The following is a 20,086-nucleotide window of genomic DNA, read 5'->3' as shown; positions in this document are numbered from 1 at the left end:
GCCTACTGCTCGCGCGCCGCCGCAGCAGCGGCTGCGATCGCCTTCTTGTCGACGTAGGGCGGGTTCGCCGTCCACGCGGAGACGAGCAGGACGATGCGGGCGAGCAGGTTGATCCAGACGAGCAACGTCACGAGCACGATCACGGACGTGAACAGCGGGTTCTTGTTGACGCTCCCAGCGACCACGGCGGTGCCCAGCTGACGCACCACGCCGAGTCCGATGCCCGCCAACGTCGCTCCCAGGACCAGGTCCTTGCGTGCCGGGTGCTGAGCCGCGAGCACCGTGACGATGAGGACGAAGACCGACGCGTCCACGACGAACGCGACGAGGATCCCGACGACGGTGAGCACGATCGTCGTCGCACCGACCCAGCCGAGCGCGCCGAGCAGCCACTGCGTGGCGCTCGTGACGGCGATCGTGAGGATCGCCGAGAGCACGAACGCGAGCGCGAACCCGGCGAGGCCACCCAGCTCGCGTGCCTTCCCCAGCATCCCGTTGCCGAACACGTCGTCGTCGGCGAACATCGAGCGGACGGCCCGTCGCATCGCCGAGACGGCCGCCATGGCGCTGAGCAGCAGGACGACGACGGCAACGACGCTGGCGAGCGTGAGCTGGGTGTTCAGGACGAGATCCTCGGGCTTGACCAGGCCCCCTTCGCCCGTGTCGACCAGCCCCGGCAGTGCGGTGTCGATCGCGTCGAGCATCTGTGCGCGCAGCCGCTCGTTGTCCCCCAGCACGGCCATGAAGATCGTGTAGCCGATCGTCAGGGCCGCAAACACGGAGAACAGGGTCGCGTAGGCGATGCCACCCGTCAGCACCCCCCCGTTGCGAGCACCGAACCGGGCGTTGGCGCGCATGGGCCGTGTGTGCGACACCCAGTCCCAGACCGCCATGCCGCGGGCGACCAGGCCCGGCTTGGTGGGCGTTCCTGGGGCGTCGGCCTCGGCCGCCAACGCGTGCGCCTGCGCAGCGCCTGCACCGCGGGCCGGGCGCGCGTCCTCCGTGGTCATGCCCTGCACCCTAGGTCGGGCTGACGACCCCGGCATCCGCGGCCGCGCCGGTCAGCGTGAAGTCGCGCACGGGCCGCCAGACGCCGTCGTCGCCGTGCGCGTAGCTGTGGAAGCTGTCCACCAAGAACGCGGCGTCGAAGCCCGCGAGATCCGCTGCAGCGGAGTCCAGCTGCTCGTCCGGGACCTCATGGGCGACCGTGACGTGCGGGTGGTAGTCGAACCGCACCTCCTGGTCGAGCACGTGGGACCGGACGCTGCGCTCGAGTGCAGCGCACCCGTCGACGCCTTCGACCAGCTGCACGAACACCACCGGGGACACCGGGCGGAAGGTCGCCGTCCCGCGCAGGCGGACGACGAACGGCACGTGCGTCGCTGCGACGGCAGCGAGGTGCTCGTCGACCGCCCCGATCGCCTCGCTGTCGATGACGGTCGGACCCAGCAGCGTGACGTGCGGCGGGATGAAGTCGGCCCACGGGTCACCGAACCGCGCGCGTGCCGCCTGCAGCACCGAACCGTACGGCTCCGGCACCGTGATGGCGACGCCGATGCGCAGCTGGTCGCCCGTTCGCTCGGGCAGCTTCACGCGCGGACCCGCGAGCGACGCCGCAGGAGCCCGCTGCGCTCGTACAGCCGCTCGAGCGTCACCTCCGCCAGGTCCCGGGCGCGGTCGGCGCCGCCGGCCAGCACGTCGTCGAGCGTCGACGGGTCGGAGAGGTACCCGTTGACCCGCGCCTGGAACGGACGCAGGAAGTCCACGACGACCTCGGCGAGGTCCACCTTGAGGTGGCCGTAGCCCTTGCCTGCGTAGTCGGCCTCGAGCGACGGGATCGACCGCTCGGTGAGTGCCGAGAAGATCGTCAGCAGGTTCGAGATCCCGGGCTTGTTCTCGGGGTCGAAGCGGATGTCCGTCCCGGTGTCCGTCACCGCGCTCTTGATGCGCTTGGCCACGACCTTGGGGTCGTCGAGCAGCTCGATCAGACCGTTCGGGCTCTCGGCCGACTTGCTCATCTTCGCCGTCGGGTCCTGCAGATCGTAGATCTTGGCGGTGGCCTTGACGATGTGCGCGTCCGGGACGACGACGGTGTCCGGTCCGAACCGCGAGTTGAGCCGCTGCGCCAGGTCACGCGTGAGCTCGAGGTGCTGGCGCTGGTCCTCACCCACGGGGACGAGCGTGGTGTCGTACAGCAGGATGTCCGCGGCCATGAGCACCGGGTAGGTGAACAGGCCGACCGTCGTGCCCTCGGCCCCGTGCTTGCCGGACTTGTCCTTGAACTGGGTCATGCGGTTGGCCTCGCCGAACGCCGTGTGGCACGACAGCAACCAGGCAAGCTCCGCGTGCTCGGGCACGTGCGACTGGACGAACAGGATCGACCGCTCCGGGTCCACACCGGCCGCGAGGTACTGGGCGGCGGTACGACGGGTGCGGTCTCGCAGTACCGCCGGGTCCGGGCCGACCGTCAACGCGTGCAGGTCCACCACGCAGTAGAGGGCGTCGTGCTCCTCCTGAAGCGCGACCCACTGGGTCAGGGCCCCGAGGTAGTTGCCGAGCTGGAGGGAGTCGGACGTGGGCTGCATCCCCGAGAAGATGCGCGACGACTGCGGCGCCAAGTGCATCCGCCCATTCTGACAGGTCGTGGGGCGTGGGGCGGGCCGTTGGTCAGGTGGCCTCGTCGTCGAAGGGTGCAGATGCGCCCGCGACCGCGGCGGCGACCGCTCCCCCGCGCACCGCGGCAGCGGTCCGCGAGGCCGGCACCGCACCCGGCCGGGTCACCGGACGGACCGTCGGCTGCGGCGCGGGCTCGTCGAGGAGTGCTTCGCGCACGATCCTGCGCGGGTCGTAGCGGCGCGGGTCGAGAGCGGCCCAGTCGACGTCCTTGGCCTCGTCGCCGAGCTCCTCGTCCACACGCACCTTGGCGTCGCGCAGAAGGATCCGCCCGCGTCGGACCAGCTGACCCAGCTGCTCGGCGTACCCGGGGAGCCGCTCGGGTCCGATGACGAGTGCGGCCACGACGAAGAGGATGAGGAACTCACCGCCGTTGATCCCGAACACGTCGCCAGACTACCTTTCGGACCTCGACGCTCAGGAGGCGTCGGACTCGTCCAGCTTGATGCGGACGTCCCGTTCCGCGGAGCCCGTGCGCACGCGCAGGAGGACCGTGTCCCCTGGGGTCAGCGCGCGGATGGTGACGATCAGCTCGTCGGGCTGGGTCACCGGGCGGCCGTTGATCGCCAGGATGATGTCACCGGGGTGGATGCCCGCCCGATCGGCCGGGCCGTCGGCGCTGACGGGCGGCTGCCCGTTCTGGTCCTGGCCCGACACCTGGACGCCCTCACCCGAGTACCCCTTGTCGAGGAGCACGCCGATGATCGGGAACGTCGCGTGCCCGGTCTCGATGAGCTGGTCCGCCGTGCGACGCACCTGGTTGGACGGGATGGCGAACCCGAGCCCGATGCTCCCGCCGATCGTCGCCGTCGAGCCCGGTGGCTGCGCGATCGCCGAGTTGATGCCGATGACCTCGCCCGCGGCGTTGACGAGCGGACCCCCGGAGTTGCCGGGGTTGATCGCGGCATCGGTCTGGATCGCGTTGATGAAGGCAGTGCTGCTCTCGTCGCCCGCGGTGACCGGCCTGTTGAGGGCGCTGACGATCCCCGTGGTCACCGTGCCGGCGAGGCCGAGCGGAGCACCGATCGCGACCACGGGGTCACCCACGACGACCTCGCCCGAGTCCCCGAGGAGCAATGGCGTGAGCCCGTCGACGTCGACCTTCAGCACCGCAAGGTCGTAGTCCGAGGTGCTTCCCACGATGGTCGCGGGTCGCTCGCTGCCGTCCACGAAGGTCACGGTGATCGTCGTCGACGCGGCCTCGTCGGCCTGCGCGATGACGTGGTGGTTGGTGACCAGGTAGCCGTCCTGGCGAAGCACGAAACCCGAGCCCGTGGCGCTCCCCTGAGCACCGTCGACCTGGATCGACACCACGCTGGGCAGGACGCCGCTCGCGATGCCGGCGACCGATTCCGGCGCGCGCTCGATGGTGGCCGTGCCGCTGCCTGCAGGAGGTAGGCCGGCGTCCTCGAGGTGGTCGGTGGCCGAGAGCCGACCGCCGACCACACCGCCTGCCAGCCCGGCGACCAGCGCGAGCGCGACGATCGGGACCACCCAGGCGACCGAGAGGGAGCGACGCTTCCTGGTCACGGTCGTCACCGCAGGATGCGGTGCCTGGCCGGGCGCAGGTGCGGCGTTGGGGTAGGTCGCGGCGCCCCAGGGAACGTGCGGTTGCTGCTGGCCGTGCCCGCCCGACGGATCCGAGCCGTAGGCCGGCTGCCCGGCACCCCACGGGTCTGCAGGAGGTGCGACCGGCGGCGGGCCCCACGGGGACCGGTCCGCGGGCTGCGGGCTCCCCGTCGATCCGGATCGCGGGTCGTAGGGGTTGGCGACGGGTCTGGAGGGAGGCCCGAACGAGCCCGCAGCGGGCGCGGATGACGGCTCAGGCCGACGCCCGGCCGGCGCGGGCTGTGGCGCCGGCACGGACTCGTTCGGGGTCTCGGGCAGGACACGCCGACCCGACGGGGACGCGAACGGGTTGGTGTGCTTGTCGGCAGCCGTGCGGGCAGCGCCCTCGGGTGAGGAGGCGTCGGGCAGGGGGCCGGTCTGGTCGTCGGACGTACTCACGGTCGTTCCAGAGCTCCCGCCACGGTGTCCCAGCCCCGCGTGATGCGCGCGGGAACGCCGTCGTCGAAGGCGTCGCCCGGAAAGGCTCCCACAAGCTCCTCGAGCGAGCCGTTCGACTCCGCAGCGACCACCTGGACCACGGTCGAGTCCGCCTGCCACACCACGTGCCACGGCTCGTACGACAGGACGTAGACGAGACGTCCGCCGACCGTGCCGGTCGGCGCACCCGTGAGGGCCTGGGTCTCGAGGTGCCCCTGCTGCTCGGTCACCACGACGGAACCCTCTGGGCCCACGACGTCGACCTCGACCATGTCCGAGCCGCCGCCGGACCAGCGCACGGCAGTCACCGCCCAGCCGTCGGGGAGCTGGGCGGGGAAGGACCACCTGTGCGCCTGCAGCCAGGCCACCGAGTCGGAGCCGGCCTCTCCGGCGGGCTGCGTCCCGGTGTCGAACGCGGCGGGCTGACGTTCTGTGACTGCTCGCCCGAGCAGCCCGAGGTCCGCTCCGGGATGGCTGCTCGGCACGACCGCCGGCCGCTCGCCGAGGACGAACAACATGGCCGCGACCGCGCCGAGACCCGCCATCGAGCCGGCGACCAGTCGCGCCGTGGACCGCTTCTGCCGCAGGTCCCCGCGGACGGTCGGACGACCGAGCCAACCCGCGGACGACGTGACACCGTACGACGCGAGCTCCGAGCGCGACCCGGGTGCCGGTGCGGCGAACGGGTCGCGCGTGGTCTGCTCCTGCGGAGCGCCGGCCGCGAGCGACAGGAGCCGCGCGGTGAGGTCGGGCGCGGGACTCGGCTCGTCGACGGACGCGAGCGTCGCGCGAGCGGACCGGGCACTGCACAGCTCGGCGGCGCACTGCGAGCAGCTCGCGACGTGCGCGAGCGCACGCTCCGTCGCGGCCACGTCGAGCTGACCGTCGACGAGGGCGCTGATGCGGGAGCCGAGATGAGCCGTCATCCGTGGACCACGCTCGCCGTGGAGGGCTCGTCGGAGAGCGGACCCTCGGACACCAGGGCCTCGGGCGCACGGTGCTCGAGCGAGGTGCGCAGGCGCGCCCGCGCACGGTGGATCCGCGACCGCACGGTGCCGAGCTTGATGCCGAGCGTGACCGCGATCTCCTCGTAGGACAGACCCTCGATGTCGCACAGGACCACCGCGGCGCGGTACTCGGGAGGCAGCTCGCCCAGGGCCCGCTGGACGTCGAGGTCGAGGTTCCCGTGCTCGAACGCCCGCTCGGGCGCTCCCAGCTGGTCGCCGGACGCGTACCGCTCCGCGTCCTCGCCCATGGCGTCCATGCGGATGCGCTGCTTGCGGCGGGCCTGGTCGAGGAACAGGTTGGTGGTGATGCGGTGCAGCCAGCCCTCGAACGTGCCGGGCTGGTAGGAGTGCAGGGACCGGAACACGCGGACGAACGTCTCCTGCGTCAGGTCCTCGGCGTCGAACTTGTTGCCCGTGAGCCGGTAGGCCAGCCGGTAGACCCGCGCGGAGTGGTCCCGGACGACGTCCTCCCACGACGGCGCCTGCCACGTGGTGGCTTCGCTGCTCATCGCTTGCCCATCCGGGGGAGTCTCCTCGCGTCCAGCCATGTCACCACACAGTCTCCCAGGCATTCCTGTGGACCTCGAACCGAAGGAACGCTCGGGCGGGGCGAAAGGTTTCCGCCCTCGGCGGAGCCGATCGCCTCCCACAGCGGGTTCCGCTCCCCCACTACGCTGGCGAGGACCGCCGAAGGCGCACCACCGCGTCGTCCAGAAGGAGGCAGCCATCTCCACCGACAAGGCCCAGAGCTGGGTCTACTGCGAGGAGTTCGTCCCGGAGGACGACGTCCTCCTGCGCGCCCGCGAGCGGGCGGGCCAGCTGGGCTGCACACCGGTGCTGCCTGGATCCGGCGCAGCTCTGACCGTCCTGGCCGCTGCCGTGTCGGCACGTGCTGTCGTCGAGATCGGCACGGGCGCCGGTGTCAGCTCGCTGTACCTGCTGCGTGGCATGCCCACCGACGGTGTGCTCACCACGATCGACCTGGAGCTCGAGCACCAGCGCGCGGCCAAGGAGGCGTTCGCCGAGGAGGGCATCAAGCCCACTCGCACGCGGACGATCCCGGGACGCGCGATCGACGTGCTCCCCCGGCTGACCGACGGCGCCTACGACCTGGTGCTCGTCGACGCGGACAAGGAGAGCTACCCCGAGTACGTGGAGCAGGCCGTGCGGATGCTGCGACCCGGTGGCGTGCTGGCCGTCGACAACGCGCTCTGGCACGACCGGGTGGCCGATCCGGCGCGTCGGGACGAGATCACGACGATCATCCGCGAGGTCGGCCGAACGGTCCGTGCCGACGAGCGGCTCGTGCCTGCGCTCCTGCCGTCGGGTGACGGCCTGCTGGTCGCAGTCAAGCGGTGACGTCATGAGCGTCGACACCCGGAAGGCGTCGACCGCCGGCGCGGTGATCCTGACCCTCGGGGCGGGCCAGTTCCTCATGACCTTGGACAGCTCGGTCATGAACGTCGCGATCGCGACCGTGGCCGAGGACGTCGGTACGACGATCGAAGGCATCCAGACCGCGATCACCCTGTACACCCTGGTCATGGCGATGCTGATGATCCCGGGCGGCAAGGTGGGCACGCTGATCGGGCGCAAGCGCGCGTTCGCGATCGGGTGCCTGGTCTACGGGGCCGGGTCGCTCACCACGGCGCTCGCACCCAACCTCCCGATCCTGCTGCTGGGCTGGTCGCTGCTCGAGGGGATCGGCGCGGCCCTGATCCTCCCGGCGATCGTCGCCCTCGTGGCCAGCAACGTCCCCGTCGCTGGCCGACCCCGCGCGTACGGCCTGGTCATGGCTGCCGGCGCCGTCGCGGTCGCACTCGGCCCGCTCATCGGCGGCTTCGCGACGACGTACTTCTCCTGGCGCTGGGTGTTCGCCGGCGAGGTGGTCGTCGTGATCGCGATCCTCCTGCGGACCCGCAAGATCTCCGACCCCTACACGGAGCGGGGACCGCAGCTCGACATCATCGGCGCGGTCCTGTCGGCCACGGGGCTCGGTCTGGCGGTCTTCGGTGTGCTGCGCTCGAGCTCCTGGGGCTGGGTGCTGCCGAAGCCGGGTGGTCCGGCCGTCCTCGGGCTGTCACCGACGATCGTCCTCGTGCTCGCCGGGATCTTCGTGATGTGGCTGTTCGCGGGCTGGGAGCGGCGGATGGTGCGACACGGCCGGGAACCGCTCGTCGAGCTGGAGATGTTCGAGAACCGCCAGTTCACCGGCGGGCTGCTCATGTTCTTCTTCCAGTTCCTCGTGCAGGCCGGTCTGTTCTTCACGATCCCGCTGTACCTGTCGGTGGCCCTGGGCCTGTCCGCGATCGACACCGGGCTGCGGATCATGCCCCTGTCCATCACCCTGCTCCTCGCTGCCGCCGGGATCCCCCGGTTCTTCCCCAACGCGTCGCCGCGCCGGGTGGTCCGGCTCGGGCTCCTCTCCATGTGCGCCGGGATCGTCTCCTTGTTCACGGCCATGCAGTCGTCCGCCGGGGCCGAGATCGTCACGGTGCCTCTCCTGCTCGCCGGACTCGGGATCGGCGCCCTCGCGTCACAGCTCGGCAGCGTCACCGTCTCGGCCGTACCGGACGACGAGAGCGACGAGGTGGGCGGGCTGCAGAACACCGCGACCAACCTGGGCGCTTCCCTGGGCACCGCCCTGGCGGGGTCGATCCTCATCGCGATGCTCACGTCGTCGTTCCTGGCCGGTATCGCCAACAACGACGACGTCCCCGACGAGGTCTCCAGCACAGCCAGCGTCGAGCTCGCGGCCGGCATCCCGTTCCTGTCGGACGTGGCGCTCGAGTCGGCGCTCGAGGACGCGGGCGTCAGCGACGAAGCCGCGGCGGCAGCCGTCGAGGAGAACGCTCAGGCGCGCCTCGACGGGCTTCGCAGCGCGCTCGCGGTGCTGGCGCTCATCGCCGTGGTGGGGCTGTTCTTCACGGGCAGGATCCCGGCGGAGCAGCCCGGCTCGCAGAAGCCTGCGGTCGCCGCAGCCTGATCAGCGCAGGTCGTCCTGATCAGCGCAGGTCGTCGAGGTAGCGCAGCAGCAGCCGCGCACCGAAGCCCGTGGCACCCTCGCTGACCTCGTGCCTGTCCGACGTCGACCGGGCCGGTCCGGCGATGTCGAGGTGGGCCCAGGCGCGGGACCCCACGAAGTGCCGCAGGAACAGCGCCGCGGTGATGGAGCCCCCGCCGATCTTCTTGTCCACGGGGACGTGGCGCAGGTGCGCGATGTCCGACCGGACGGCCTCCTCGTACTCGTCGACGAGCGGCATGTGCCAGGTGCGCTCCCCCGAGTCCGCGCCCGCTGCCACGAGGTCGGCGACGAGGACCGCGTCCGACGAGTAGAGCGCCGCGTACTGCTTGCCGAGGCCGATGGTCGCGGCACCCGTGAGGGTCGCGACGTCGATCAGCACGTCCGGGTCCAGCGTCGCGTCCGCCCACGCCAGGGCGTCGGCGAGCACCAGGCGACCTTCGGCGTCCGTGTTCGCGATCTCGACGGTCGTCCCGCCGAACATCGTCAGCACGTCGCCCGGCCGGTAGGAGTCGGCTCCGACGTGGTTCTCGGCCAGCGGGAGGACTGCCGTCACCCGGTGCTTGACCCCGTCCGCTGCGGCACCGAGCACCGTGGCCAGCGCGACAGCGGCGCCCGTCATGTCCGTCTTCATCGGCACCATGGCGTCGCTCTGCTTGATCGAGAGGCCGCCTGTGTCGTAGGTGATGCCCTTGCCGACGATCACGACGTGCTTGCCGGACCCCGGCGTGAACGTCGCGGGCGTGTAGCTGACCGTGACCAGTCGAGGCGGCGACATCGACCCGGCACCGACCGCCAGGATCCCGCCGAACTCGCCGAGGTCGCGTGGACCGCGGACGACGACCTCGAGCCCGGCCTCGTCGGAGAGCCTGCGCGCCTGCTCGGCCATCCACTCGGGGTTCTTGACGTTCGACGGAGTCGTCGCCAGGTCTCGGACCAGCCAGGTCGCGGTCGCTGCCGTCCGGGCTGCGGCGACCGCCGCGGCCGCGCGTGTCCCGTCGCGCCCGAGCAGGACGAGCTCGGCAGGTGCTCTCGTATCGTCCTTGACCTTGATCTGCAGCGGGGAGTACGCCGCGAGCAGGTACCCCTCCGCGACAGCGCGTGCCGCAGCCGCGGCCTGCGACGCCGTCTGCTGCGCCTCGGCGCCCAGCGTGGTGACCACGCGTCCCAGGCCCCGGGTGGCGCGGGCGAGCGCCGCACCGGCGCGCCGCAGATCCTCCGGGCGCCCTGCTCCGACCCCGACCAGCACGAGCGTCGTCGGCAGACCCGCCCACGGCAGGACGACCGAGGAACCGACCGGACGAGGCAGCTGCAGGACGTAGACGTCCCCGGGCTTGCCCGCCAGACGTGCGCGTTCGCCGATCTCGGCCAGGTCGATCCCGTACCGGGCGGCCGCTGCCGCGGTTCCCTCGCCCGGGACCAGCGCGTCGTCCCCGTCCCGTGCAGGAGCCACCGGGACAGCGACCGCGTCGGTCGATCCGTCTGCGAGCAGCGCCGACGACGCGATCGTCCCCCCGGCGAGCGTGACAGCCGGGGGTGTCCGTCCGATCCGCGACCCGGTCGCCGAGCCGCCTGACCGTGCCATCGTCAGCTGACGACGGACGTCAGGGCCTCACCCAGCTCCGCGGCCTCGGTCGCGTTGAGCTCGACCACCAGCCGTCCCCCGCCCTCGAGCGGCACGCGCATGACGATGCCGCGGCCTTCCTTCGTGACCTCGAGCGGGCCGTCACCGGTCCTCGGCTTCATCGCGGCCATGCGGGGCGTCTCCTTCGCTCGTGCGTCCGGGCTGCTGCGAGGCCGGCGTCACGGGGACGCTTGCGCGCACCTCACGTCTTCCTCAGCTGCCGGTTGTCCGGTGTCCATCCTAGTTCACAGGACGGCCCTCACCTTGACCGATGCACTTCAGGCACTCGATCGGACGGATGTCCAGCTTCCGACGCGATCACGGCGGCCAGTCCGGACCCGCGTTGGCCTGCCACATCTGGCGGACCCAGAGCACCTGCAACCCGAACATGAGAAGCAGGACGAGAACGAACCACCAGCGCCGCGCCGCTGCGGGCCGGGTCACCACTCCCGCGGTCACCGCTCCGAGCGGGAACGCGAGGATGAGGAACCGCGCGAGGCTGCTGCCTGGCTCGACCACGGCGGCGATGTAGACGATGTACGCGGCCGCCCATGCGTGCAGCTCGCTGCCCAGCCGCCAGGCCGCCGGAACGACCAGCGTTGCGAGAACGAGGGTGAAGCCCGCGACGACGACCGGGATCGCCCACCGGCCGAACCAGAAGGTCGGAACGTAGGTCCAGCCGTAGAACGGGGTCACACTGGCGACCCCGCGCCACGCCTCCTGCGTCTGCAGGTACCCGTCCGACGTCCCCGTCGCCCAGCCGCAGATGGCCGGCCAGAGCAGGCCGGACGCGAAGCACCACCCTGCGAGCACCGCGAGGCCCGCGCCGGTGCGCGAGGTGAACGTGTCCCGGCCGGCGCGGGAGGCGCGCCAGCGCACGATGGCGTGCACGACGACGACCGCCACCATGGGCAGCGCCACGGCCCGCGTGAAGCCGAGGGCGAGCACCACGGCACCCATCCAGACGTACTGGCGGCGGATGACCAGCAGCAAGGCGGCCGCGACCAGGGTCAGGGCGAGGGCCTCCGTGTAGGCGGTCTGCAGGACCGCGGCCGTCGGGAAGACGCTCACGAGCGCGACCGTCGCGAGTGGCAGGCCGGGTCGCGCCTTGACCGCGCGCGGCGCGCCTTCACCCACCACGCGGTAGATCAGCAGCATCGCGACGGCGCCGAGCACCAGCGCGATCGTGGGCCCGACGACCTCCCACGGCAGCCGCGTGATCTCCATGACGCCGCGCGCCAGCAGCGGGAAGAGCGGGAAGAACGCCCAGGCGTTCTGCTGGACCTTGCCCGACGCGTCCACCGGCAGCTCGCCGGGATAGCCGTTCTCGGCGACGTACCGGTACCAGCTGCCGTCGAACATGTACGCCACGTACGGGAAGTAGCCCGGGTGCGGACCGGTCCACGCGTTCTCGCCCTGGACCGATGCGACCCACAGGAAGACCACGGTGGTCGCCAGCCGAGCACCCGCGTACACGGCGAGCACCTGAAACCACCACGGCCGCGTCCGCGACCACTGCCACAGCCGTGCCGCTCCGGTCGGTTCGACCACCGCGACGTCGCTCACACCAGTCCTCTCACCGTCCTGGCGGGTGCTCGGTCCCCGCGGATGGTGGCGACCATATCGAGTGTGCGGCGGGTGGCGCGCACGTCGTGCGCCCGGAAGACCCGCGCGCCCAGCCAGGCGGCGACCGCGGTCGCGGCGAGCGTGCCCTCGAGCCGGTCCTCAGCAGGCAGGTCGAGGGACTCCCCCACGAAGTCCTTGCGGGACAGCGCCATCAGCACGGGGTGCCCCAGGGCGACGAGCGCCTCCGTGCGCCGGACCAGGTGCAGGCTGTGCCAGGTGTTCTTGCCGAAGTCGTGCGTCGGGTCCACCAGGATGCTGGCGGGGTCGATGCCGAGCGCCACGGCACGCTCCGCGGCTGCCGAGACCGTGCGCACGACGTCGTCCAGCACCCCGTCCAAGGGTTCGCCCCCGGGCGGCGCGGGGTACTCGACGCGGAACGGGTCGGTCCGCGGACGCGCTCCTCCGGTGTGGGAGCAGACGATCCCGAGACCCCGCTCGGCAGCAACCTCCACGAGCGCCGCGTCGTGCCCTGCCCACGTGTCGTTGATCAGGTCCGCGCCGGCGTCGGCCGCGGCCCGTGCGACCTCTGCGCGCCAGGTGTCGACGCTGACCAGGAGGTCCGGGTGCCGCCTGCGGACCCGTTCGACGAGCGGGATGACGCGGGAGATCTCCTCGTCGACCTCGACCCGGGGGCCGCGTCCCGCACGGACCCCACCGAGGTCCACGATGTCCGCGCCCTCGTCGGCGGCCCGAGCGACCGCCGCGTCCGCCGAGGCGTCGTCGTGGCGCGCGGGCGCGTAGAACGAGTCCGGCGTCCGGTTCACCACGGCCATCACGACAGGCCGGTCCGGGCCGATCTCGCGTCCCCGCAGCCTCAGCACCCCACCTGCAGCGGGGACCGCGCTCACAGGCTCCCCGCCGCCTGCTGTGCGCGCGCCGTCTCGGCGGCCGCCCGCTCCTCCTCCGCCCGGAGCTCCGCACCCCGGGCGAGCACCGCCGCCACGGCCTCCTCCGCGGAGTCCACCATCTTCACCAGCTCCAGGTCGGCGGCGCCCACCATGCCGCGCTCCTGGACCGCGTTCGAGACCCAGTCCATGAGCCCCTGCCAGTACGAGCGACCCACGAGCACGATCGGGAAGCTGATCACCTTGTGCGTCTGGACCAGGGTGAGCGCCTCGAACAGCTCGTCGAACGTGCCGAACCCTCCCGGGAGAACGACGAAGCCCTCGGAGTACTTCATGAACATCGTCTTGCGCGCGAAGAAGTACCGGAAGTTCACGCCGAGGTCGACGTACTTGTTCATGCCCTGCTCGAACGGCAGCTCGATGCCGAGGCCGACGGACAGTCCTCCACCGAGCTTCGCGCCGCGGTTGGCGGCCTCCATGATGCCGGGGCCACCACCGGTGATGACCGCGTATCCCGCCTCGACCAGACGTCGGCCTACCTCGACGCCGATCGCATAGTCCGGGTGGTCGGCGGGAACGCGCGCGGAGCCGAAGACGCTCACCGCCGAGCCGACCTCGGCGAGCGCGCCGAAGCCCTCGACGAACTCGCTCTGGATGCGCATGACGCGCCACGGGTCGCCGTGCAGCCAGTCCGCACCGTCACCGCCGCTCAGCAGCCGCTGGTCCGAGGTGGTCTCCGGGATCTGCTGGCCGCGAAGGAGCACAGGGCCCCGGCGGTAGCTGAGATCGGGCGCTGGATGGCCGTCGTCGCTCATGCCCCGACTCTAGGCGCGAGCGCGTCGACGAGCGGCGCGGTCACGCAGACGTCATCGAACGGCCACACTCCCGGCCGGATCCGCCGGTCAGGCGGTCAGCCAGTGCCGAAGCGCCGCGTGCACGAGCGTGATCTGGCCGACCGTCACGTGCTCGTCGCGCTTGTGGGCCAGCAGCGGGTCGCCCGGGCCGAAGTTGACGGCCGGGACGCCCAGCTCGGAGAACCGTGCGACGTCGGTCCAGCCGTACTTGGCGGAGGCCTGCCCGCCCGTGACGGCCAGGACTGCGGTCGCGAACTGCTGCGCCGCCGGGGCGTCCAGGCCAGGCCGTGCGCCGGGGGCCGCGTCGGTGAGCACCACCTCGAAGCCCTCGAACAGCTCACGGACGTGGGCCTCCGCCTGCGCGACGGACGCCGAGGGTGCGAACCGGTAGTTCACGGTCACCACGCAGGCGTCGGGGATCACGTTCGCGGCCATGCCTCCGGAGATCAGCACGGCGTTGAGGCTCTCCCGGTAGACGAGCCCGTCGACCTCGACCGACGCGGGCTCGTAGGCCTCCAACCGCCGCAGGACCTCCCCGGCCGCGTGGATGGCGTTGCGCCCCATCCAGGCCCGGGCCGAGTGTGCGGCGACGCCGGCCAGCCGGACCTCGACCCGCAGGGTCCCGTTGCACCCACCCTCCAGACCACCGTTCGTCGGCTCTCCCAGCACCGCGAAGTCGCCCTGCACCCAGTCCGGGTGGTCGCGCACCAGCCGCCCGAGACCGTTGAGCTCCGAGGCGACCTCCTCGTGGTCGTAGAACACCCACGTCACGTCGTGCGACGGCTCGGTGAGCTCGGCGGCAAGTGCCAGCTGGACGGCCACCCCGCCCTTCATGTCGACGGTTCCGCGCCCCCAGAGCTCCGCCAGAGCCCCCTCGCCCACGAGCCGGGTCGGCAGGTTCTCAGCGACCGGCACCGTGTCGAGGTGGCCGGCGATCACCGTGCGGGTGGCGCGTCCGAGGTTCGTGCGGGCCACGACGGCGTCGCCGTCCCGCAGGACCTCCAGGTGCGGGTAGCCACGCAGCGCCGTCTCGACGGCGTCGGCGATCGCACGCTCGTCGCCGCTCACCGACCGGATGTCGCACAGCGCGCGCGTGAGCGACACGGGATCGGCGGACAGGTCCAGGATGACGGAGGTCTCGGGAGCCACGACGCGACCCTAGCGTCACCGGTTGACCTAGGGTTGAGCCCATGACTGTGCGGACGGCATGGGGCTACGGCCTCGCCACTGTGACCGACGACGGCACGACCCTCGACGTCTGGTACCCCTCTCCGGCCCTGGGCTCACCTGCCGCGGACAGCGTGCCGCCGGCCGAGCTGACCGCTGCCGAGGGCAAGGACGACGCGCGGGCGGTCCGCGTCGAGGTGGTGCGCACCGTGGTGGACCTGGACGCGCCGCCGGCCGGCACCGCGGACGCCTACCTGCGTCTGCACCTGCTCTCGCACAGGCTCGTGGCCCCCCACGGTCAGAACCTCGACGGCCTGTTCGGCGTGCTCCCCAACGTGGTGTGGACCGACCGCGGACCGTGCGCGGTCGACGGCTTCGAGGCCACGCGCGGCCGCATCCGCGCGCAGACCGGCGTCCCCGTCACCGTGCTCGGTGTCGACAAGTTCCCCCGCATGGTCGACTACGTGGTCCCCAGCGGGGTGCGGGTCGCGGATGCCGACCGGGTTCGCCTGGGCGCCCACCTCGCGTCCGGCACCACCGTCATGCACGAGGGGTTCGTGAACTTCAACGCCGGCACGCTCGGCACGTCCATGGTCGAGGGGCGCATCTCGTCCGGCGTCGTCGTCGGCGACGGGTCGGACATCGGCGGTGGCGCCTCGATCATGGGCACCCTGTCCGGCGGGGGCCGAGAGGTCGTCTCGATCGGCAGCCGGACGTTGCTCGGTGCGAACGCGGGCGTCGGCATCCCGCTCGGAGACGACTGCGTCGTCGAAGCCGGTCTCTACGTCACGGCCGGGACCAAGGTCACGGTCCTCGGCGCGGGCGAGCCGACCGTCGTCAAGGCGCGCGAGCTCGCCGGCCGCAACAACATCCTGTTCCGCCGCAACTCGCTGACCGGCGGGGTCGAGGCGGTCGCCCGCGCAGGCTCCGGCGTCGAGCTGAACGCGTCCCTGCACGCCAACGAGTGAGCGCTCGTCGACGCCGACGTCGACAGGCGCGGCGCGCGGGCTGTGCGGTAGGCGTCGCGGTCGGCACGCTCGCGGTGGGTGTCGCGGCGGTCCTGTGGTTCCTCGGCCAGACGCATCCCCCGGAGCCGGTCGCGGAGCGGTGCGTCGCGACCGTCGACGGGACGGGGTGGGCACTCTCGCCAGGCCAGGCCGACAACGCCGCCCTCATCGCGGCCGTCGGGGTGTCCCGCGAGCTTCCTGCCCGGGCGGTGACCATCGCGCTCGCCACCGCGATGCAGGAGTCGAAGCTCGTCAACGTCACCTACGGCGACCGCGACTCCCTCGGCCTCTTCCAGCAGCGCCCGTCCCAGGGCTGGGGCACGGTCGCGCAGGTGCAGGACCCGGTGTTCGCGACGGGCACGTTCTACGACCATCTCGTCCAGGTCCCCGGCTACCGCGACCTGCCGATCACGGAAGCCGCTCAGGCGGTCCAGCGCTCAGGCTTTCCCGAGGCCTACGCACAGCACGAGGGCACGTCGCGCGCCTGGTCGTCAGCCCTGACCGGCTACTCACCCGGCGCGCTGACCTGCACGCTGCAGGACGCGGCACCCACGACTCCGGACGCCGTCGTCGCGCGCATCCACCGCGATCTCGGTGACGTGCCGGTGCAGGTCACGCCCACCGACGGCGGTGCGACGCTCACCTTTCCGACCGATGCCGTCACCTCGGTCGACGACTCCGGGCAGCGTGACTGGGCGCTCGCACACTGGGCGGTGGCCGTCGCGCAGCCCTTGGGGCTGACGTCGGTGAGCGTCGGCGACCAGACGTGGGACCGCGGGACGGGCACCTGGGCGCCGTCGACGGCGCCGATCCCCCCCGGCACCGTCAGTCTGACGATCGCGACCTAGGCTGGAGCGCGGTCGTGACCCGCGGCCGTCCGATGTACTGCATGAGCGCGATGACCCCGCAGACGAGCAGACCCACACCGGTCAGGATCGGCACACCGAACATCGCCGCGACGATCAGCAGACCGTCGGCCGGGCTCGGCGAGCAGCCGAAGCCGATGCCCTCGCACGCGCCGTCCGGGTTGTCGTGCGGCAGGAACACCCAGCCGAGCACGACCGCCACGACCGGCAGGCCCCACACGATGCCGAGCGCCCAGATGTAGGGCTTGAGGTGGCGCGGCATCCGACGACCTTGCCCCATGGTCCCCGCCGGGCGCGAGGGCCGATCAGGGGAACGCGCGGTGCTACCGTGCGTCGAGTCCCTGGTAGTCGCGCTCCGTGGCCCCCGTGTAGATCTGGCGCGGACGCCCGATCTTGGTCTGCGGGTCCGTCATCATCTCGCGCCACTGCGCGATCCAGCCGGGCATGCGGCCGAGCGCGAAGAGCGGCGTGAACATCTCCTCGGAGAAGCCCATCGCCTTGTAGATGAGGCCGGTGTAGAAGTCGACGTTGGGGTACAGCTTGCGCGAGATGAAGTACTCGTCGTTCAGCGCGATCTCCTCAAGACCCATGGCGAGGTCGAGCAGCTCGTCGTTGTGCCCGAGCGCGGACAGGACCGAGTCGGCACTCTTCTTGACGATCGCGGCGCGCGGGTCGTAGTTCTTGTAGACGCGGTGCCCGAAGCCCATGAGGCGCACGCCGGGCTCCTTGTCCTTCACGCGCTTCATGAACTGGGACGCGTCACCGCCGTTGGCCTGGATCTCGGTGAGCATCTTGAGCACCGCCTCGTTGGCGCCACCGTGCAGCGGGCCGGACAGGGCGTTGATACCGGCGGCCACGGACGCGTACAGGTTCGCGTGGCTCGATCCGACGATCCGGACCGTCGACGTCGAGCAGTTCTGCTCGTGGTCGGCGTGCAGGATGAGGAGCTGGTCCAGGGCCTGCACGATCGTCGGGTCGGCCTCGTACTGCTGGTACGGGACAGCGAACGTCATGCGCAGGAAGTCCTCGACGTACCCGCGCGAATAGTCGGGGTACAGAAGCGGCTCGCCCTTGCTGGCGCGGTGCACGTAGGACGTGATCGTGCGCGTCTTGGCAAGGATGAGCACCGTGGCCAGCTCGACCGTCTCCGGGTCGAACGGGTCCAGGGACTCCGGGTAGAACGTGGCGAGCGCGTTCATGGCCGACGACATGACCGCCATCGGGTGCGCCTTGCGCGGGAAGGTGCCCATGAAGGTGCGGAAGTCCTCGTGCACGAGGGTGTGCCGGTTCACGCGCTCGACGAACGCGTCCAGCTCGGCGGCGGTCGGGAGCTCACCGTGGATGAGCAGGTACGCGACCTCGAGGAACGTCGACTTCTCGGCCAGCTGCTCGATGGGGTACCCGCGGTAGCGCAGGATCCCCTCGTCGCCGTCGATGTACGTGACCTTCGACTCGCAGGACGCGGTGTTCATGAACCCCGGGTCGACGGTGACCTTCCCGGTGTCCCGCAGGAGCGACGAGACGACGATCCCGTCGTTGCCCTCGGTCGCGGTCACGATCGGGAGGTCCTTGGACTTCCCGTCGACGATCAGCTGGACGGGCTGCTGAACGGGCTGGTGAATCGACGCAGTGGCGACGTCCGACATGGTGTTCCTCTCCTGCGACGGCTCTGTGGCGGGGTTGACCCGCATCTCCATAGCGCCGGCTAGTGGCCGCCGTTCGGCGTGCTCGCTCAGGCCCCCGTTGGCCTTGATCGACGGTACCTGCGCAAGACGTACCGTGACCAATCATCGACGCTGCTTTGGGCCTGTGACGACGATCACAGGACCTTCTGGCCGAGCCGCGTCAGGCGCCCGAGAGCCGGGCGGCGGCCTCGGCGACGCGCTCGTCCGTCGCGGTCAGCGCAGCCCGGACGTGTCGTGGTGCGCCGTAGAACGCCCCCGGCGCCACGAGGACGCCCAGTGACGCAAGGTCGCCGACCGTCTCCCAGCTGTCCTGGTCGCCCTGCTCAGGGCGCACCCACAGGTACAGCCCCGCGTGGGATCCGTCGACGACGTACCCGGCCTGCTCGAAGGCCGTCCGCAGGACGTTCCGTCGACGGCGGTAGCGCTCGCGCTGCTCGGCCACGTGGTGGTCGTCCGCCAGCGCCGCCGCGGTTGCGGCCTGCACCGGTCCGGGGACGATCATCCCGGCGTGCTTGCGGACCTCGAGCAGCTGACCGACGAGAGCCGGGTCCCCCGCGACGAAGGCCGCGCGGTAGCCGGCGAGGTTGGACTGCTTGGACAGGGAGTACACCGCCAGCAGCCCGGTCAGGTCGCCGCCCGTGACCCGCCGGTCGAGCAGGCTGGGCACGCCATGCGACGCCCACGGCTCGTCCCAGGCCAGCTCGGCGTAACACTCGTCGGACGCGATCACGACCGGACGCCCGTCCCGCGCTGCGGCCGCCCGGGCGGCATCGACGACCCGCGCCAGCTCGTCCGCACCGAGCACCTCACCCGTGGGGTTCCCCGGCGAGTTCAGCCACACCAGCCGGACGTCGCCCGGGCCGGTGGACAGGCGCTGCGCCGGGTCGAGCGTCGGCTCAGGAGCGGCACCGGCCAGCCGTGCTCCGACGTCGTACGTCGGGTACGCGGCCACCGGGTGCAGCACCACGTCTCCGACGCCGAGGCCCAGAAGAGACGGCAGGAAGGCGACGAGCTCCTTGGACCCGACCGTCGGCAGCACGCCCGCCGGGTCGAGCCCAGGCACGCCGCGACGACGTGCGAACCAGTCGACGACCGCCTGCCGAAGCTCGGCGGTTCCGTGCGTCGTCGGGTAGCCCGGAGAGTCGCCCGCCGCGGCGAGCGCGTCCCGGACCAGCGAGGGCGTCGGGTCGACGGGCGTACCCACCGAGAGGTCGACGATCCCGCCGGGATACGCGCGTGCTCGCTCCTTGAACGGCGTGAGCGTGTCCCACGGGAAGTCCGGCAGCGCGCCGGTCAGCAGGCCCATCGAGCAGGCGTCACTCGCCGTGCACGCGCAACGGCAGGACCGCGATGATCGGGTGGTCCTTGTCGATCTCACCCATCTTGGCGGCGCCACCGGGCGAACCGAGGTCGTCGAAGAACTCGACGTTCGCCTTGTAGTACTCGGTCCACTGCTCCGGGACGTCGTCCTCGTAGTAGATGGCCTCGACGGGGCAGACCGGCTCGCACGCACCGCAGTCCACGCACTCGTCCGGGTGGATGTACAGCGACCGCTTGCCCTCGTAGATGCAGTCCACGGGACATTCTTCGATGCACGCCTTGTCCTTGACATCAACGCAAGGTTCGGCGATCACATACGTCACGGTCGGTCCTCCACAGTGCCG

At 71.5% G+C, this 20,086-nt stretch carries 21 protein-coding genes; 4 read left to right on the top strand and 17 right to left on the bottom strand.

Features of this window, described 5'->3' with window-relative positions:
• Positions 1 to 2: 2 nt before the first annotated feature.
• The 7 genes from N553_RS23215 to sigE are packed head-to-tail and all read right to left on the bottom strand — an operon-like array spanning position 3 to position 6,235.
• A complete protein-coding gene (locus tag N553_RS23215) occupies positions 3 to 1,010 on the bottom strand; it encodes a YihY/virulence factor BrkB family protein (protein WP_051640288.1) in 1,008 nt (335 codons plus the stop codon).
• 10 nt (positions 1,011 to 1,020) lie between these two features.
• Positions 1,021 to 1,593 carry a 2'-5' RNA ligase family protein gene (locus N553_RS0116375; RefSeq protein ID WP_028047425.1) on the bottom strand — a complete coding sequence of 191 codons (573 nt, stop codon included), beginning with the start codon at positions 1,591 to 1,593 and terminating at the stop codon, positions 1,021 to 1,023.
• Positions 1,590 to 2,624 carry a tryptophan--tRNA ligase gene (gene trpS, locus N553_RS0116370; protein ID WP_028047424.1) on the bottom strand — a complete coding sequence of 345 codons (1,035 nt, stop codon included), beginning with the start codon at positions 2,622 to 2,624 and terminating at the stop codon, positions 1,590 to 1,592. Before trpS ends, N553_RS0116375 begins: the two co-directional genes overlap by 4 nt.
• A 43-nt stretch (positions 2,625 to 2,667) precedes the next feature.
• The gene (locus tag N553_RS0116365) at positions 2,668 to 3,060 is read right to left on the bottom strand and encodes a translocase (RefSeq protein ID WP_028047423.1); all 393 of its coding nucleotides are present in this window, start codon (positions 3,058 to 3,060) and stop codon (positions 2,668 to 2,670) included.
• 30 nt (positions 3,061 to 3,090) lie between these two features.
• Positions 3,091 to 4,680 (bottom strand): trypsin-like peptidase domain-containing protein, encoded by a 1,590-nt coding sequence (locus N553_RS23210; protein WP_231505301.1) that lies wholly within the window; start codon positions 4,678 to 4,680, stop codon positions 3,091 to 3,093.
• Positions 4,677 to 5,645, bottom strand: a complete 969-nt coding sequence (locus tag N553_RS0116355; protein WP_028047422.1) for an anti-sigma factor — start codon at positions 5,643 to 5,645, stop codon at positions 4,677 to 4,679. Before N553_RS0116355 ends, N553_RS23210 begins: the two co-directional genes overlap by 4 nt.
• Positions 5,642 to 6,235, bottom strand: coding sequence for an RNA polymerase sigma factor SigE (gene sigE / locus N553_RS23205; RefSeq protein WP_081844704.1), 594 nt, complete (start codon positions 6,233 to 6,235; stop codon positions 5,642 to 5,644). Before sigE ends, N553_RS0116355 begins: the two co-directional genes overlap by 4 nt.
• 217 nt (positions 6,236 to 6,452) lie before the next feature.
• Here sigE and N553_RS0116345 point away from each other — a divergent pair, with 217 nt between their 5' ends.
• Positions 6,453 to 7,085 carry an O-methyltransferase gene (locus tag N553_RS0116345; protein ID WP_028047421.1) on the top strand — a complete coding sequence of 211 codons (633 nt, stop codon included), beginning with the start codon at positions 6,453 to 6,455 and terminating at the stop codon, positions 7,083 to 7,085.
• Between the two features lie 4 nt (positions 7,086 to 7,089).
• Positions 7,090 to 8,712 carry an MFS transporter gene (locus N553_RS0116340; RefSeq protein WP_028047420.1) on the top strand — a complete coding sequence of 541 codons (1,623 nt, stop codon included), beginning with the start codon at positions 7,090 to 7,092 and terminating at the stop codon, positions 8,710 to 8,712.
• A gap of 19 nt (positions 8,713 to 8,731) precedes the next feature.
• Here the strand turns inward: N553_RS0116340 and N553_RS0116335 are convergent, their stop codons facing one another.
• The 6 genes from N553_RS0116335 to dapE all read right to left on the bottom strand — a co-directional run bounded on the left by N553_RS0116335 (position 8,732) and on the right by dapE (position 14,846).
• Positions 8,732 to 10,333, bottom strand: a complete 1,602-nt coding sequence (locus tag N553_RS0116335; RefSeq protein WP_028047419.1) for a M17 family metallopeptidase — start codon at positions 10,331 to 10,333, stop codon at positions 8,732 to 8,734.
• 2 nt (positions 10,334 to 10,335) lie between these two features.
• On the bottom strand, positions 10,336 to 10,503 hold the full coding sequence (locus N553_RS24800) for a DUF3117 domain-containing protein (RefSeq protein WP_013772033.1): 168 nt from the start codon (positions 10,501 to 10,503) through the stop codon (positions 10,336 to 10,338).
• A gap of 187 nt (positions 10,504 to 10,690) precedes the next feature.
• Positions 10,691 to 11,938, bottom strand: a complete 1,248-nt coding sequence (locus tag N553_RS0116325; RefSeq protein WP_028047418.1) for a hypothetical protein — start codon at positions 11,936 to 11,938, stop codon at positions 10,691 to 10,693.
• Positions 11,935 to 12,846 (bottom strand): dihydropteroate synthase, encoded by a 912-nt coding sequence (gene folP / locus N553_RS0116320; protein WP_081844703.1) that lies wholly within the window; start codon positions 12,844 to 12,846, stop codon positions 11,935 to 11,937. The genes N553_RS0116325 and folP overlap by 4 nt, the downstream gene beginning before the upstream one ends.
• The gene (locus N553_RS0116315) at positions 12,843 to 13,658 is read right to left on the bottom strand and encodes a TIGR00730 family Rossman fold protein (RefSeq protein ID WP_028047416.1); all 816 of its coding nucleotides are present in this window, start codon (positions 13,656 to 13,658) and stop codon (positions 12,843 to 12,845) included. The genes folP and N553_RS0116315 overlap by 4 nt, the downstream gene beginning before the upstream one ends.
• 87 nt (positions 13,659 to 13,745) lie before the next feature.
• A complete protein-coding gene (gene dapE / locus N553_RS0116310) occupies positions 13,746 to 14,846 on the bottom strand; it encodes a succinyl-diaminopimelate desuccinylase (protein WP_028047415.1) in 1,101 nt (366 codons plus the stop codon).
• A 41-nt stretch (positions 14,847 to 14,887) separates the two neighbouring features.
• Here dapE and dapD point away from each other — a divergent pair, with 41 nt between their 5' ends.
• Together dapD and N553_RS23200 are read left to right on the top strand one after the other, a co-directional pair.
• Complete coding sequence (gene dapD / locus N553_RS0116305) at positions 14,888 to 15,832, top strand: 2,3,4,5-tetrahydropyridine-2,6-dicarboxylate N-succinyltransferase (RefSeq protein WP_028047414.1); 945 nt, start codon at positions 14,888 to 14,890, stop codon at positions 15,830 to 15,832.
• Positions 15,829 to 16,719: a hypothetical protein gene (locus N553_RS23200; protein ID WP_051640264.1), complete on the top strand. Its 891-nt coding sequence runs from the start codon at positions 15,829 to 15,831 to the stop codon at positions 16,717 to 16,719. The genes dapD and N553_RS23200 overlap by 4 nt, the downstream gene beginning before the upstream one ends.
• Here N553_RS23200 and N553_RS0116295 read toward each other — a convergent pair.
• From N553_RS0116295 to fdxA, 4 genes are all read right to left on the bottom strand, one after another.
• On the bottom strand, positions 16,697 to 16,999 hold the full coding sequence (locus tag N553_RS0116295; RefSeq protein WP_028047413.1) for a hypothetical protein: 303 nt from the start codon (positions 16,997 to 16,999) through the stop codon (positions 16,697 to 16,699). The genes N553_RS23200 and N553_RS0116295 overlap by 23 nt on opposite strands.
• Positions 17,000 to 17,060: 61 nt before the next feature.
• Positions 17,061 to 18,383: a citrate synthase gene (locus N553_RS0116290; RefSeq protein WP_081844722.1), complete on the bottom strand. Its 1,323-nt coding sequence runs from the start codon at positions 18,381 to 18,383 to the stop codon at positions 17,061 to 17,063.
• A gap of 199 nt (positions 18,384 to 18,582) precedes the next feature.
• A complete protein-coding gene (gene dapC / locus N553_RS0116285) occupies positions 18,583 to 19,728 on the bottom strand; it encodes a succinyldiaminopimelate transaminase (protein WP_028047411.1) in 1,146 nt (381 codons plus the stop codon).
• 10 nt (positions 19,729 to 19,738) lie between these two features.
• Complete coding sequence (gene fdxA / locus N553_RS0116280) at positions 19,739 to 20,065, bottom strand: ferredoxin (RefSeq protein ID WP_028047410.1); 327 nt, start codon at positions 20,063 to 20,065, stop codon at positions 19,739 to 19,741.
• Positions 20,066 to 20,086: the final 21 nt, after the last annotated feature.

Source organism: Cellulomonas sp. URHE0023 (assembly GCF_000688475.1).
Classification (GTDB): domain Bacteria; phylum Actinomycetota; class Actinomycetes; order Actinomycetales; family Cellulomonadaceae; genus Cellulomonas.
The sequence above is the reverse complement of the archived record's forward strand: the minus strand, read 5'-3'. Positions and strand labels throughout refer to the sequence as shown.

Bases quoted from the DNA above. Each gene is read 5' to 3' on its own strand.
- N553_RS24800 (WP_013772033.1), bottom strand. From the start codon at position 10,503: ATGGCCGCGATGAAGCCGAGGACCGGTGACGGCCCGCTCGAGGTCACG.
- N553_RS0116290 (WP_081844722.1), bottom strand. From the start codon at position 18,383: ATGTCGGACGTCGCCACTGCGTCGATTCACCAGCCCGTTCAGCAGCCC.
- dapC (WP_028047411.1), bottom strand. From the start codon at position 19,728: ATGGGCCTGCTGACCGGCGCGCTGCCGGACTTCCCGTGGGACACGCTC.
- trpS (WP_028047424.1), bottom strand. From the start codon at position 2,624: ATGCACTTGGCGCCGCAGTCGTCGCGCATCTTCTCGGGGATGCAGCCC.
- N553_RS0116335 (WP_028047419.1), bottom strand. From the start codon at position 10,333: ATGGCACGGTCAGGCGGCTCGGCGACCGGGTCGCGGATCGGACGGACA.
- sigE (WP_081844704.1), bottom strand. From the start codon at position 6,235: ATGAGCAGCGAAGCCACCACGTGGCAGGCGCCGTCGTGGGAGGACGTC.
- N553_RS0116295 (WP_028047413.1), bottom strand. From the start codon at position 16,999: ATGCCGCGCCACCTCAAGCCCTACATCTGGGCGCTCGGCATCGTGTGG.
- N553_RS0116355 (WP_028047422.1), bottom strand. From the start codon at position 5,645: ATGACGGCTCATCTCGGCTCCCGCATCAGCGCCCTCGTCGACGGTCAG.
- N553_RS23215 (WP_051640288.1), bottom strand. From the start codon at position 1,010: ATGACCACGGAGGACGCGCGCCCGGCCCGCGGTGCAGGCGCTGCGCAG.
- N553_RS0116315 (WP_028047416.1), bottom strand. From the start codon at position 13,658: ATGAGCGACGACGGCCATCCAGCGCCCGATCTCAGCTACCGCCGGGGC.
- N553_RS0116340 (WP_028047420.1), top strand. From the start codon at position 7,090: ATGAGCGTCGACACCCGGAAGGCGTCGACCGCCGGCGCGGTGATCCTG.
- dapD (WP_028047414.1), top strand. From the start codon at position 14,888: ATGACTGTGCGGACGGCATGGGGCTACGGCCTCGCCACTGTGACCGAC.